Below are 15315 nucleotides of genomic sequence, written 5' to 3'. Positions count from 1 at the left end.
CGTGTCGGGTTTTCCGTCGTCTTCATTTAAAATAGTTTAAAAAACGATGTATCCTTCCGGATCGATCGGCGTTCCGTTATGCCACAGTTCGAACTCGAACAGGTTCTGTCCGCCGCCTGCGGATTTTTCGCCGCCGGTGTAACCGACGATCTCGCCGCTCGATACGCGTTCCCCCGCCTTTTTCAGTACGCTGGTGTTATGCCGGTAAACCGATAGCATATTGCCTCCGTGCTGGATGAACAGCACGAAGCCGTCTTCGGGCGTCCATGACGACGAGACGACCGTTCCGTCCATCACCGCCATCACCTGCTGGTTGCCTGCGGTGGCGAGCGTCGTTCCGTACCGGTTGTCGATCGGACTGAATTTTTCGGTGACGACTCCTTTGACCGGCGTATAGAGCTCCATCGCGCTACGCAGGTTCTTGCGCGCCGCGTCCGGGTCGTTCAGGCTGTAAATGCCGCCGGGAGTCTCCATCTGTCTGCGCAGCAGCGAATCTTCGACGATGGTAGCCGCAGCGGCCGCGTTTTTCTTCGACAGCGAATCGGAGTTCTGCACGTTATTCCGCGTGACGGGATTCTTACCCGCCATGATGAGCGCGATGTTGTCACTGTATATCTGCATATTGCGCACTTCCTGTTCCAACGAGTCGAGCCGGATGATGTTTTCGATCAACATCGTCCGCGACTTGTTGCCCGGATAACCGGGAATCAGGTCCAGCACCGGCGTGTAGGCCACGGTGATCGTGATGACGATAAACAGGATCAGCACCAGCGCCAGAAAGCCGGCCAGTAGGTTCAACGGGCTGATATACATATACCAAACCTCCGAATCGTTATGCTGATTCCGGATGCTGAGACGGTGCTTCTCGCGCAGGTTCCGTATGAAGTATGAAACGCTCGTTTTGAAGTTCATGGAACTTTTATGCATAATTCGACTTACAAAGATAATAATTTCCCTCGGGTAATGACAGAACGGGGAAAATATATCAAAGATTATTTGACAGACGGTTTTTTCGGAGGAATCGATTTTGAAAATAAGTTATAAAGTGTAAATTTGCGTAGCGTTTGGACGCGGATACCCGCTTTCCGTCCTGTTTTCCGATCCGGGGCGGCGGTATTTCCGATGCGGGACGATGCGTCCGCGGCCGAAACGAAGATTTAAAAAGACGACAAAAACATGGTAAAACCTACACTTTTGGTATTGGCTGCGGGAATGGGATCCCGGTACGGTTCGTTGAAACAGATGGACGGCGTGGGGCCGGGCGGAGAGGCTATTATCGACTATTCGATCTACGATGCCATCCGCGCCGGATTCGGCCGCGTGGTTTTCGTGATCCGTCACCTGTTCGAAAAGGAGTTCCGGGAGATGTTCACGCCGGAACGTTTCGGAGGTAAGATCGAGATCGATTTCGTTTTTCAGGAACTGGATAAATTGCCGGCCGGGTTTACGGTGCCCGCCGACCGCGTAAAGCCGTGGGGGACGAACCATGCGGTGATGATGGCCGCCGATACGATCCGCGAGGAGCCTTTCGCCGTGATCAACGCCGACGACTTTTACGGGGCGGAAGCTTATAAGACCATCGCGGATTACCTACGCAGCGTGGCCGCGCAGCGCAACCATTACTGCATGGTCGGTTACGAACTGAAAAACACGCTGTCCGATTATGGGTCCGTATCGCGCGGCATCTGCAGCGTCGATAGCAACGGCAACCTGACCTCGATGGTCGAGCGGACGAAGATCGAGCGCCGCGAAGACAAGATCGTTTACGAGGACGAAAAGGGCAATGTGTTCCCGCTGGCCGGGGATACGCTGGTATCGATGAACATGTTCGGTTTTACGCCCGATTATTTCAAATATTCCGAAGATTTTTTCAGCGCCTACCTGAAAGACAATATCGGGAATCCGAAATCCGAATTTTACATTCCGACGATGGTCAATAAATTGGTTGCCGACGGAAAGGCTCAGTTGCGGGTGCTGCACAGCGCGGCCCAGTGGTTCGGCGTAACCTACAAGGAAGACCGCCCGGCCGTCGTCGAACGGATCCGCAAGTTGATCGCCGCCGGGGTTTATCCCGACAAACTCTGGGCATAGTCCCGCAAAAGCGCTCGAAACGATGGAAATAGAACAGAATATCTGGGGTTTTACCGCCGAAGGCGAAGCGATCGTCCTTTACAAGATGACCAATGCGGGCGGCGCATCCGTGAAGTTGACCAATATCGGCGCGACGGTCGTATCGGTGGAGGTTCCCGACCGGGACGGCCGGCTCGCGAACGTGGCCCTCGGTTACGACGATTTCAAAAGTTATTTCGGCGACGGGCCGTGCATGGGGAAAACGGTCGGCCGGTTCGCCAACCGGATCCGGGGAGCGAAATTTACGTTGGACGGTGTGGAATACCGATTGTCGGCGAACTGCTCCGAAGGGCGGCACCATACGCACGGCGGCGGCATCAACGGCTTTGCGAACAAAATTTGGGAGAGCCGCGTGGAGACCGACCGGGTCGTTTTCTCGCTGTTCAGTCCCGACGGCGACCAGGGGTATCCGGGCGACCTGAACGCCGAGGTCGTTTACGACTGGAGCGACGATTGCGAGCTGGAGATTACCTATTACGCCAAGACGACCGCTCCTACTATTATCAACCTTACGAATCACTCCTATTTTAACCTCAAAGGCGAGGATCGGCCGGGCGCGATGGATCAGTTGCTTCAGATCAACGGATCGAAATACTTGCGCTACGACGCCGACTGCGTCTGTACCGGCGAGTTGGTCGACGTGAAAGGCACGCCGATGGATTTCAGCGAACCGAAAGCGCTGTCCGCGGAGATCGACGCCGATTACGAACCGCTGCGTTTCGGTTCCGGTTACGACCAGAGCTGGGCGATCGACGGGTATGAAAAGGGAAAACTTTCCGAAGCGGGCGTGCTGTACGACCCGCAGAGCGGACGGCGGATGCGGATCCGGACGACCCAGCCGTCGATCCATATCTATGCCGGAAACTATCTGGAAGGCTGTCCGCAAAGTATCAGCGGCCATCCGTACGGGCGCCGCGCCGGCGTGGCGATCGAGTGCCAGGCCTATCCGAACAGTCCGAACTGCCCCGGCTTTCCGTCGACCGTATTGCGTCCCGGGGAGATCTATAACGAGAAAATCGTCTTCCGTTTCGAAACGGATGCGAATTAATCCGCAGAGCCAATTATTAACCTAAAATAGATAAGGATGGAATCAACTAAACAAAAGAGTTACGCATTGCCGATAGCGATGATGTTCGCGCTCTTCTTCATGATCGCGTTCGTTACGGGGCTTCAGAACCCGATGGGCATTATCGTGAAGGAACAGTTCCAGGTACCGAACTGGATGTCGCAGTTGGGAAACTTCGCCAACTTCATCGCTTACGCCTGCATGGGTATTCCGGCGGGTATCATGCTGCAACGCATCGGTTATAAGAAGACGGCTCTTACGGCCATTGTCGTCGGTTTCGTCGGCGTAGGGATTTCTTTCCTGTCCGGACAGGTCGAAAGTTTTACCGTCTATCTGATCGGCGCTTTCGTATCCGGTTTTTCGATGTGTATGCTGAACGCCGTGGTAAACCCGATGCTCAATACGCTCGGGGGCGGAGGTAATCGCGGGAACCAGCTGGTGCAGTTCGGCGGTTCGTGCAACTCGATCGGTGCTACGATCGTACCGGTGCTGGTCGGCTACCTGATGGGCGACGTATACAGCGCCTCGATCAGCAAGGCCAACCCGGCGCTTTTCCTGGCGATGGGAATTTTCGCGCTGGCGTTTATCGTACTTTCGTTCGTGAAGATTCCGGAACCGCATCTGGTGACCGCGAAAAAGGAAAAAGAGAAACACAGTCCGTTTTCGTTCCGCCATTTCGTTCTCGGAACGCTGGCGATTTTCTTTTACGTGGGCGTCGAAGTAGGGATCGCCAACTTTGCGAACCTGTTTATGACGCAGAGCGTCGATAAGGGCGGTCTCGCTATCGATACGACGGTCGCCGGGACGATCGCCGGAACCTACTGGTTCCTGATGCTGATCGGCCGTTTGACCGGCGCGTCGCTGGGTGCGAAATTTTCCAGCAAATCCATGCTGACGTTCGTTTCTTCGCTGGGCATCCTGCTGATCCTGCTGGCGATCTTCCTGCCGCTGTCGACGACGGTCAACATGCCGGTGTTCAAATCCGATATCTCGTTCGGTCTGGCTGAAGTGCCGATCGGTATCATGTTGATGATCCTTTGCGGGTTGTGCACCTCGGTGATGTGGGGTAATATTTTCAACCTGGCCGTCGAGGGGCTGGGTAAATATACGGCCGCCGCGTCCGGCATTTTCATGGTGATGGTATGCGGCGGTGGTGTTCTGCCGTTGATCCAGGGCGCCGTTGCAGACGGTTTCGGTTACCTGGCCAGTTTCTGGGTGATTATCGTCGCTCTGGCTTACATCCTGTATTACGCCCAAGTCGGTTCCAGAAACGTGAACAAGGACATTCCGGTCGAATAATTCCGCTGTCCGGAGATATTTAAAAAAAGTAAAATCGGGAGGGCGGCCATAGCCGCCCTCCGCTATTTTCGAGAACGATGAGAAAATTATTTTTTATAAGTATCGTGGCGGCCGCTCTGGTTTTTTGGTCGGAAAGGTCGTCCGCACAGGCGGTCGAGAGCGACCAGTGGGCCGCGACGGACGGTCTCGGCCGCGCTTTGCCCGGGCGGGAACAGACCCGCGCCCGCAGAGACGACCGCAAAGTGGCGATGTTTTACTGGACGTGGCACACCAGTCCGATTACCGACTACCGGCGGATCGGCAACATTACGCAGATTCTCCGCGAACATCCCGAGGCGATCGACGATTACGACCACCCCGCCTGGGATATCGGCGGAAATTCTTATTTCTGGGACGAGCCGCTGCTGGGGTATTACAAGACGACCGACCCGTGGGTGCTGCGCAAACATGCCGAAATGCTGGCCGATGCCGGTGTGGACGTCGTGTTTTTCGACTGTACGAACGCTTCCCTTACCTGGAAATCTTCGTACGACGTATTGATCGACGTCTGGACGAAGGCGCAGGGGGACGGCGTGAATGTGCCGAAGATTGCGTTCATGCTGCCGTTCGGGCCTGTGGATTGGTCGCTCGTTTCGCTGCGCCAGCTTTATGAGGATATTTACAAGCCGGGCCGGGCCGAAAACCTTTGGTTTTACCTGCACGGCAAACCCTGTATCATGGCTTATCCGGACAACCTGACCGATTCGCCCGAAGACCGGGCGATCCGCGATTTTTTCACGTTCCGTCCCGGTCAACCCGACATCGTGGACGGCCCCGGGCGTCCCGACCAGTGGGGTTGGCTCGAAACCTATCCGCAGCATAAGTTTGTCGAACGTCCGGACGGCGGCTGCGAAGAGATGGTGGTCTGCGTGGCGCAAAATGCGAACGATGCCAGCGGCGGCCACTGCTGTGCTTTCAATGCGCCGGGAACTTACGGGCGCAGTTATACCCAACAGCGCGGGCAGGATACCCGCGAGGATGCCTACCTGTACGGATTGAATATCCAGGAGCAGTGGGATTATGCGCTGCAGTGCGATCCCGACCTGATTTTCGTTACCGGCTGGAACGAATTCATCGCCGGGAAGCACATCGGCTGGCATCCCGCCCGCCCCTATTATCCGTTTGCATTCCCCGATCAGTTCGACTGGGAACGCAGCCGCGATATCGAACCGGTCAAGGCGTGGGGCGATAAGGGCGATGCCTATTACATCCAGTTGGTCGACAATATCCGCCGTTACAAGGGCGTTTCGGAGTCGCAGGCGGTGTCGCAGCCCCGGAGCTTCCGGATCGGCCGTTTCGACGGTTGGGACGGCGTATCGCCCGATTTCAGGCATTATCCGGGCAATACGATGCACCGGAATCACAAAGGTCATGCGAACATGTTTTATACCAATACGACCGGGCGCAACGACATCGTGGACGCGAAAGTGGCCCGCGATCGCAGGTACGTTTATTTTTACGTCGAAACCGCCGATAAGCTGACCCCGTCGACCGACCGCAACTGGATGATGCTGTTCATTGACGTCGACCGTGACAAAGCGACCGGATGGGAGGGGTACGATTTCGTGCTGAACTACGAAAAGCCGCAGGACGGCAAATCCGTATTGTCCCGCCATAGCGGCGACGGCTGGAATTGGGAGCGCGCCGCGGAGGCGGATTATGCCGTCGACGGCAACCGGATGGAGATTCGGATACCGCGTTCGTTGCTCGGTGAGTTCGGAAAGTCGCTGAACATCGAATTCAAATGGAGCGACAACATGCAGGAAGAGGGGAATATCATGGATTTTTACGTGAACGGCGATGCGGCCCCGGGCGGCCGGTTCAATTTTGTTTACGACGAGCGTGCCGGGCAGAATCGCTAACGGTTTTCGTAAAGCGTGTTCCATTAAAAAACCGGGTCGGACTGAAGTCCGACCCGGTTTTTAATTCCGGAAACGATTATCCGGCAGTGTTCCGTCTATTTTTCGTAGGTAACGCTCTCGATAACGACGGGGCCCATCAAACCTGCCTTTTGCAGCGGGGAATCCGCTGTCCACGGGCTGCACGGCGTCCATGTCGTGCGTTGTGCTTCGGGCAGTTTTTGGTCGCCGATCAGGCGATTCACCCAAGTGTTTACCACTTCGATTTCCAGTTCGTTGTCGCCTTCTTTGACAAAGTCGGTGATGTCCAGTTCATACGGAGCCGTCCATACGCCGCCGGCATCCTGTCCGTTGACCTTCACGCGGGCCATGGCCACGAAGTCGTTCAGGTTGATCAGGATGTTCTCGTCGGTCGGGGCTTTGTCCAGTTTGAAGTTGGTCTTATAGGTGGCCGTACCGGAGTAATATTTGATCTTGTCGTCGGCGTTGGTCGACCAGTCGGTCAGCGATTCGAATACGACCGGTTCTTGCGGGCCGCGTACCTTGTCGGCGAAATCGACCGTCCACGGGCCTTTCAGATCGGCGATCTGGGCCGGAACCGGGAAGTTGGCTGCCACGTCGGTCGACGAAGCGGCACCCGCTTTGTCCTTGAACACGATGAACATGCTTTCGTACGGAGCCATTTCGAGCGGAACGGCCGTAGCGCCCTGTTTCTGCTCGTAAGCGGGCAGTTTGCGTATCACGCCGGTGGTCGGGGCCCACAGTTCGGGCTGCATACCGGTTACGCGGAATTCCGGCGTAACGACGATCGTTTCGTCGCTCTGGTTGCTTACGAAATAAATTTCGGCATTGTCCAGCGTGCGGTGTCCGTAGTGTACCGGCGCGCCTTCCGGAATGTTGAGGTCGGGGATGCAGTCGATCGTGGCGAAGGCTTCTTCCATCGTCATGCCGTTTAGGATCATGCCTTTGCCCAGTTTGCGCGATTTGACGTTCACGCCGTCCACGTCGCCCCAGATTTCGGCGGCCATCGCTTTCACCTGCTGGTCGGCGGCCGGCTGATTCTGCAGGCTCGGCGAGCGGCTTGGGGCCGGACCCATCACGACGGCGCCTTTCTCGATCAGTTCTTTGATCTTGGCCAGCAGTTCCGGACGCATCGTTTCGAGTTTCGGCAGCACCAGGATGCGGTATTGCGTACCGTGCGGCAACGTGATCTTACCGTCTTTCACGTCCATGTACTTTTCGATCACTTCGGCGTTCATGTAATCGAACTGGTAGCCGGTCGGAAGGGCCGGGTCGACGATGCCGGTCATCTTCGGAGCATCTTCGCCGATGAAATAGGCTGCGTCGGCTACGTTCAGACCCTGTTGCAGCATGAAGTTCGCGCGCTTGAGGTACGTGAGGTAGTTGTCGATCTGCGAGAACCAGGTGTTGTGGCGGTTGAATTCGTTGCCGAACCAGGCGTTGACGCCCGGGAGCCGGTCGTCCGGCTGCGTGATGTAGACGTGCAGCAGCGTGTTGTTGATACCTTCGGCGAAGAAACGGTCGCCGCGCTGTTTGATCACGCCCGGGTAACGGGCGTACGAATTGCCGGCGCAGGTGTTCGATTCGGCCGAGATTTTCGTCTTGCCGTAGATATGGCCGCAGGACGAAGCGGCGCGGTTTTCGATGTCGCCCAGTTCGCCTTCGCTCCAGAACTCGCCGCCGATCTCGTCGGACTGGCCGCCGTACATCAGGAATTCGCCGGGGAAGCCCCAGTGACCGTAGTTTTCGAGCCAGGTATGCAGCCCGTGTTGATGGCTGACGTCGCGCAGACCGCCCACGTAATCATAAGCGACCTTGTCGGCGATCATCCGGCGCACGTCCCACAGGAAACGGTCGGAGGCCTCTTCGCTGCCCACTACGATGCCGTTGTATACCGGCAAGTAGGGGGTCGGGTCGTAACCGTAGCGGGTCTTGAACTCTTCGATCATGCCGTCCGTGAAGTTCTGTCCGCCGGTTTCGTAGCTGTCCTGCACCACGACTTTGAACGTCTTGCGGTCTTCGGCCGGGATGCGGCGTAGGATTTCGCCCATGTGAGCATCGAAATGACTGGCGATGTGTTCGCGGCTCATTTTGTCGGTTTCATAACCGGTCGCTTCGGGCGCGGCGGGAGAATTGGTCGTCCCGGTCGGAGTCATACCCATGCGCAGGATTACCCATTCGCCTTCCGGAACATCCCATGTCAGCGTGCCGTCGGCAGCCAGGTATTGCGAGATGTCCTGTACCTTCGCGGGATCTACCATCAGCGCGGCGTCTTCCACAGCGGGCTGTACCGGCCATTGATAGTCTTTCCAGTACGGCAGCGGAGTCGGGTGCATCTTCGCCAGCGTCTTTTCGCTGAAGCGTTCTACGCGCGGAGCGGCTGCCAGAGCCACTTCGGCCAAGCCGCTGCCTGCATTGGCGCCTTTGATGATTACCCGGAAATCGGTTCCGGTCGTGGCCGGGATCGATACGACCACCGGTGCGAATTGGTCGAATCCGACGTTCAGCGCGGTATTCGTGCGGTTGATGTCGAATTTCGACAGCGTGCGGTAGTTGTCGCCTTCTTTAACTTGCAACTCGCCTTGTGCGCCCAACGGGTGCTCGGTGGGTTTTACGGTCAGGCTGCGCGCCGTAAACGGAGCGTTGGCTTTCAGGTCGATCGTAATTTCGCCGCCCTTCGGGATGGCGATTCCGCTTTTCTGGTCGCCGTCGGTGATTTTCGTCAGGTCGGCCACTTTCGGCGTCGAGGTGATCGTCCCGTTCGACGCGTTCAGCGTGAGCTGGTCGTCTTTCGGCACCGGGTAAGCGATGACGCGTACGTCCTGGAAAGAGTCGGTCGGCTGTACGAGCTTGGCGTTAAACTTTTGCGGGCCTTTGGCGCGCGTTTCCGACGAAGCGAGATAACGCATCGCCTGGTCGGCTTTTACCCACGGGCCGCCGGACTGACTCCAGCCCGGAGAGTTAAAGATTCCGATTTCGATGTCCAGCTCGGTCGCTTTTTTCAGCGCGGCGTGCAGGATGTCCCACCACTCTTCGCTGAGCATTTTCACGTTGCCGTAGGGTACGTCGTCCTGGCCGATGTTGCCGATGAACGCGCGGTTGATTCCGGCTTTTTTCATCGACTCGAGGTCTTTGATAACGCCTTCTTTCGAAATGTTGTTCGAAATCCAATACCAGTAAACGCTGGTTTGGATCGAGTCGGGCGGGGTTACGAATCCCGAAGCGAGCGCTTCGTGGGAAACGTGTTGCGGACCCGACGCCCCTGTTCCGCAACAGGCGGCCAGCGCGGCTCCTGCCAAAGCGCAGGCGGAAAGTTTAAAAAGATTTTTTTTCATAAAATTTTATGGATGATTTATTTCGTGGTATAAACATAGTTGAACCGTCCTCCGGGCGCGGTGTCTCCGTTGACGTAGAAGTCCATGATGTTGCCGTTTTCCTGCATGTTGTCGTTCCATTTGAATTCGATATCGACGTCGTCGCCCGTGAGGTTCATCAGTTGTTTTGCGATAGCCAGTTCGAGCTTGTTGCCGTTGACGGCGAACTTGCTCTCGCCGACGGCTTCCCATTCCCATCGTCCGCCGACGTTTTTTTCGATCACGGCTTTTTTACCGTGCGGACTCGTGCGATTGACGATGAAATCGTATCCGTTCCATCCGGTCGTTTTGTCGCGGTCGACGTCGATAAACAGCATCATCCAGTTGCGGTCGGTCGCCGGGGTCAGCTTGTCGGCGGTTTCGACGTAGAAGTAGACGTTGTCGGCGTCGCGTGCCACTTTCGCTCCGACGATGTCGTTGCGGCCGGTATTGTTGGTGTAGTACTGGTCATACCGTCCGCGGTGGTCGCGGTGCATGGTGTTGCCTTTGTACGATGCGAAGTAGGGAGCCACGTCGTCCCATCCGTCGGCCTTGCCGATCTTGACCGTCTTGGGGGCCGAAGCTTTTTCAGGAGCGTTCATTCCCTTGAATTTACGCACGTTGTCGACCAGTTGCAGGTAATATACGTCTCCTTTGTCGCCCCATCCGGCGTTCGGTTCGATATCGCGGCTGCAGTTCCAGTTGTATTGGTCGACGAACGAGAACGGGAAGCCGTTCCAACTGTGCTCAGGTAGCCATTGTCCGGCGATGAATTCGTTCCATCCGGTGACGAATACCAGTTCCGGGTCGAGTTCGAACGCCCGGCTCCACTGTTCTTGGAAGTTATAGCCGTACAGATATCCGTCCACGCGCGGGTCGAATCCTTTCAGTACGCTGAAATTCCGTCCGTAAGCGTCTTTCACGTTGAAGGCTCCGCAGTGTCCTTTGCGGTCGGGAGAGGTGTTCTGGGCCACGCCGACCGAAACTTGTTCGAACCCGCCGTCGGGCCCTTTTATGTAGCCGTGCTGCGGATAGATTTCAAGCCAGCTCCACTGGTCTTTGCGCGTCGGGAACGGGCCGTCCACGTAATCGGGCTGTCCGGGCCGGAACGTGAAGAAGTCGCGGATCGCCCGGTCTTCGGGCGAATCGGTCAGGTTGTCCGGATAAGCCATGATACAGGGCTTGCCTTTCCACACGAACCACAGGTTTTCGTAACGCCCCGGTTTGTAAACGTCTTTGTAGAGTTGGCGCAGCGATACCAGCGAGTGCGGAGCCGGGCCGAACGGCAGCATGAAAGCGATCTTCGGCACGTTTACGCCGTCCTTTTGCGCCTGATCCCAGGTCTTCATTAACGCTTCGTACGAATCCTCCCAGGTAAGACTGCCGTTCGTGCAATCGAAGAATACGGCGTCCACGCCTGCGTCGGCCAGCATTTCGGCGTGTTTGCGCAATACCCAGGGGTCGGTCGTTTTGTAGTAACCCAGCAACGGCTGTTCCCAGAAGAAAAAGCCCGGACGTTTGTCGCCCCACGCCGGATGGTTGTAATCCTTCATCGCTTCGGGGTATTTGCGGACGATTTCGGAGATATTCTTCACCTGATAGGTGGTGTCGTCATTGCCTTGATGCCATGTCCAGTAGAACATGGCGATGAACTTGTCCTTTTTCTTGTCGCCGGCATCCTTGTATTCGCTGACTTTGCGTCCGAGCGCGTCGGTCGCCGCCCACGAATCGCTGTTGACAGTTTGTCCGAAAGCGCTTCCACCGATCAAGCAGACCGTTCCGAGCGCCACAGTAAATTTGGTTAAGAATTTCATTTCTTGTAGGTTTTATTAAAATTAGGTTTTGATGGTGATTGTTTTGTCTGTGTCGATCCTGTATTATCAATGTTTACTTACTTCGGTTTTGTGGTATAAACATAGTTGAACCGTCCTCCGGGCGCGGTGTCTCCGTTGACGTAGAAGTCCATGATGTTGCCGTTTTCCTGCATGTTGTCGTTCCATTTGAATTCGATATCGACGTCGTCGCCCGTGAGGTTCATCAGTTGTTTTGCGATAGCCAGTTCGAGCTTGTTGCCGTTGACGGCGAACTTGCTCTCGCCGACGGCTTCCCATTCCCATCGTCCGCCGACGTTCTTTTCGATCACGGCTTTTTTTCCGTGCGGACTGGTGCGATTGACTATCAGGTCGTATCCGTTCCATCCGGTCGCTTTGTCGCGGTCGACGTCGATAAATAGCATCATCCAGTTGCGGTCGGTCGCCGGGGTCAGTTTGTCGGCGGTTTCGACGTAGAAGTAGACGTTGTCGGCGTCGCGTGCCACTTTCGCTCCGACGATGTCGTTACGGCCGGTGTTGTTCGTGTAGTAGCGGTCGCAATAACCGTAGTGATCCCGGTGCATCGTGTTGCCTTTGTACGATGCGAAGTAGGGAGCCACGCCGTCCCATCCGTCGGCTTTGCCGATCTTGATCGTTTGGGGCGCCGAAGCCTTTTCGGGCGGAGTCATCCCCTTGAATTTTCGGACGTTGTCGACCAACTGTAGGTAATAGGCATCTCCTTTGTCGCCCCAACTTTTGTTCGGTTCGATATCGCGGCTGTGATTCGAATCGAACAGATCGACGAACGAGAACGGGAAGCCGTCCCATCCGTGTTCGGGCAGCCATTGTCCGGCGATGAATTCGTTCCATTCGGTGACGAACACCAGTTCCGGATCGAGTTCGAAGGCGCGGTTCCACTGCTCCTGAAAATTCCATCCGTACAGGTATCCGTCCACGCGCGGGTCGAACCCGTTCAGCATACTGAAGTTCCGCCCAAACGTCTCTTTCGTGTTGAATGCGTTGCAATGTCCTTTGAATGCGAACGAAGTGTTTTGGGCCAAACCGACCGAGACCTGCTCGAATCCGCCGTCGGGCCCTTTTACGTAGCCGTGCTGCGGGTAGATTTCGAGCCAACTCCACTGGTCGTTCCGGTTCGGGAACGGGCCGTTTACGTAGTCGGGCTGCCCGGGGCGGAATGTGAAGAAATCGGCGATGGCCCGGTCTTCGGGCGAGTCGGTCAGGTTGTCCGGATAGGCCATGATCAACGGTTTGCCTTTCCAGCGGAACCACAGATTTTCGTAACGCCCCGGTTTGTAGACGTCGTTGTAAAGTTGCCTGAGCGATACGAGCGAGTTCGGCACGGCTCCGAACGGCAGTAAAAAGGCGATTTTAGGCACCTTTACGCCGTCTTTCTGCGCTTGATCCCAGGTTTTCATCAGCGCTTCGTACGAATCCGAATAAGTCAGCGTCCCGTTGGTGCAGTCGCAGAAAACGACGTCGATTCCGGCGTCGGCCAGCATTTCGGCGTGTTTGCGCAACACCCACGGGTCGGTCGTCTTGTAATATCCGAACAACGGTTCGTCCCAGAAGAAGATGCCCGGTTTGGAAGTTCCCCAGGCCGGATGGTTGTAATCTTTCATCGCTTCGGGGTGCTGCCGGACGATTTCGGTGATGTTTTTGACTTGCGAGGTCGTGTCGTTACGACCCATGTGCCAGGTCAGATAGAAGATCCCGACGAACTTGTCTTTTTTCTTGTCGCCGGCATCTTTGTATTCGCGAACTTTGCGTCCGAGCGCGTCGGTCGCGGCCCACGAATCGCTGTTGACGGCTTGTCCTGCCGCCGCCGTTGCCAGCAGCAGGAGCATTCCGAGCGACAGACCGATTTTGATTGAGGTTTTCATAGGGTCGGGCGTTTTGCGGGCAAAGATTTATTTCGCGGTATATACGTAGTTGAACCGTCCTCCGGGCGCGGTGTCTCCGTTGACGTAGAAGTCCATAATATTGCCGTTGTCCTGCATGTTGTCGTTCCATTTGAATTCGATGTCTACCCCGTTTCCGGAGAGTCCCATCAGGGCCTTCGTTACGGCGAATTCGAGACTGTTGCCGTTGACGGCGAACCGGCTTTCCCCGGCTTTCTCCCACTCCCAACGGTTCCCGACGTTCTTCTCGATCACGACCAGGCCGTCGTGCGGACTGACTCGGTTGACGATCAGGTCGTACCCGTTCCATCCGGTCGCTTTGTCGCGGTCGACGTCGATCAGCAGCATCATCCAGTTGCGGTCGGTCGACGGGGTCAGTTTGTCGGCTGTTTCGACGTAGAAATAAAGGTTGTCTTTGTCGCGGGCTACTTTCGCTCCGACAATGTCGTTGCGGCCGGTGTTGTTCGTATAGTGCGTGTCGTCGTGTCCTTTGTGGTTCCGGTGCATCGTATTTCCTTTGTAAGAAGCGAAATAGGGCGCCACGTCGTCCCACTCGCCCGCTTTGCCGATCTCGATCGTCTTGGGAGCCGAAGCTTTCTCGGGAGGCGTCATGCCTTTGAATTTTCGGACGTTGTCGATCAGTTGCATATAGTATACGTCGCCCTTGTCGCCCCATCCGGCGTTCGGCTCGATGTCGCGGCTGCAATTCCAGTCGTACTGGTCGGGGAATGCGAACGGTTTATGGGGCTTGCTGGGCGGCCAGTTCTCGTGTTGCCCGGCAGTGAATTCGTTCCATCCGGTAACAAATACGATCTGCGGGTCGAGTTCGAAAGCGCGGCTCCACTGTTCCTGAAAATTCCATCCGTACAGGTAACCGTCCACGCGCGGGTCGAATCCTTTTTGCATCGAAAAACTGCGGCCGAAGGCTTTGGGCGCGTTGAACGCGTAAGCATGTCCTCCGTTCTCGGCGGTAGCGTTTTGCGCGACTCCGACAGTAACCAGTTCGAATTTGCCGTCGGGTCCCTTCACGTAACCGTGCTGCGGATAGTTTTCGAGCCATCCCCACTGGTCGTTGCGGCTCGGGCCGTCCACGTAGTCGGGTTGTCCGGGCCGGAACGTGAAAAATTCGGCGATTTCACGATCCGAGGGAGTGTCCAACAACGATTCGGGATAAGCCATGATACAGGGTTTTCCTTGCCACACGAACCACAGGTTTTCGTAGCGTTTCCGCTTATAAATATCGTTGTATAACTGCCGGATGGATACCTGCGAAGCAGGAAGCGGGGCGAACGGCAGCATGAAAGCGATTTTCGGCACGTTCACGCCGTCCTTCTGGGCCTGATCCCAGACTTTCATCAGCGCATCGTAGGACGATTTCCAGGTGTAGGAACCGTTCGTACAGTCGAAAAATACGACGTCGACTCCTGCGTCGGCCAGCATTTCGGCGTGTTTGCGCAGCACCCACGGATCGGTCGTCCGGTAGTAGCCGAAGAGGGGCTGTTCCCAGAAACAGGTTCCGTGCTTCCAGGCCGGGTGGTTGTAGTCGAAAGCCGCTTCAGGGTATTTCCGGAGCGTTTCGGTGATATTCTGTACCGGTTTTCCGTCTCCGTCCGCGACGAAGTCGGTATGCCACGTCCAATAGAACATCGCTACGAGTTTGTCTTTTTTCTTGTCGCCGGCTTCCTTGTATTCGCGCACCTTGCGTCCGAGCGCGTCGGTCGCCGCCCACGAGTCGCTGTTGACGGTTTGCGCCGGCGCGCCGGCCGCCCATAGGCAGCATATTCCGAGAAGAAGTCCGAGGCAAGTTAGGTTTTTCAT

At 56.2% G+C, this 15315-nt stretch carries 9 protein-coding genes; 4 read left to right on the top strand and 5 right to left on the bottom strand.

The genetic code is table 11. From position 1 onward, the window contains the following. Positions 1-36: 36 nt before the first annotated feature. Entirely contained in the window at positions 37-912 is an 876-nt protein-coding gene (locus PGR91_RS02075; protein WP_118655525.1) for a murein hydrolase activator EnvC family protein, read from the bottom strand. A 264-nt stretch (positions 913-1176) separates the two neighbouring features. On the opposite strand from PGR91_RS02075, the gene PGR91_RS02070 reads away from it, so the two are divergent. The 4 genes from PGR91_RS02070 to PGR91_RS02055 all read left to right on the top strand — a co-directional run bounded on the left by PGR91_RS02070 (position 1177) and on the right by PGR91_RS02055 (position 6396). Next, a complete protein-coding gene (locus tag PGR91_RS02070; RefSeq protein WP_172970724.1) occupies positions 1177-2091 on the top strand; it encodes a nucleotidyltransferase family protein in 915 nt (304 codons plus the stop codon). Positions 2092-2113: 22 nt separating this feature from the next. After that, positions 2114-3178: an aldose epimerase family protein gene (locus PGR91_RS02065; protein WP_101571927.1), complete on the top strand. Its 1065-nt coding sequence runs from the start codon at positions 2114-2116 to the stop codon at positions 3176-3178. A gap of 36 nt (positions 3179-3214) precedes the next feature. Then, on the top strand, positions 3215-4495 hold the full coding sequence (locus PGR91_RS02060) for an MFS transporter (RefSeq protein WP_101571925.1): 1281 nt from the start codon (positions 3215-3217) through the stop codon (positions 4493-4495). A 77-nt stretch (positions 4496-4572) separates the two neighbouring features. Further along, positions 4573-6396 (top strand): hypothetical protein, encoded by a 1824-nt coding sequence (locus PGR91_RS02055; protein ID WP_118655523.1) that lies wholly within the window; start codon positions 4573-4575, stop codon positions 6394-6396. A 95-nt stretch (positions 6397-6491) separates the two neighbouring features. On the opposite strand, the gene PGR91_RS02050 is transcribed toward PGR91_RS02055, so the two are convergent. From PGR91_RS02050 to PGR91_RS02035, 4 genes are all read right to left on the bottom strand, one after another. After that, positions 6492-9749, bottom strand: coding sequence for a glycosyl hydrolase (locus tag PGR91_RS02050; protein WP_118655521.1), 3258 nt, complete (start codon positions 9747-9749; stop codon positions 6492-6494). Between the two features lie 17 nt (positions 9750-9766). Further along, positions 9767-11581 (bottom strand): hypothetical protein, encoded by a 1815-nt coding sequence (locus PGR91_RS02045; protein WP_228385739.1) that lies wholly within the window; start codon positions 11579-11581, stop codon positions 9767-9769. A 77-nt stretch (positions 11582-11658) separates the two neighbouring features. Next, the gene (locus PGR91_RS02040; RefSeq protein ID WP_259336696.1) at positions 11659-13479 is read right to left on the bottom strand and encodes a hypothetical protein; all 1821 of its coding nucleotides are present in this window, start codon (positions 13477-13479) and stop codon (positions 11659-11661) included. A gap of 27 nt (positions 13480-13506) precedes the next feature. Next, positions 13507-15315 carry a hypothetical protein gene (locus PGR91_RS02035; RefSeq protein ID WP_118655519.1) on the bottom strand — a complete coding sequence of 603 codons (1809 nt, stop codon included), beginning with the start codon at positions 15313-15315 and terminating at the stop codon, positions 13507-13509.

Origin of the sequence: Candidatus Alistipes pullistercoris, assembly GCF_027665465.1 — a bacterium.
GTDB lineage: Bacteria > Bacteroidota > Bacteroidia > Bacteroidales > Rikenellaceae > Alistipes_A > Alistipes_A hominis.
This window is presented reverse-complemented; position numbering and strand designations above follow the sequence as displayed.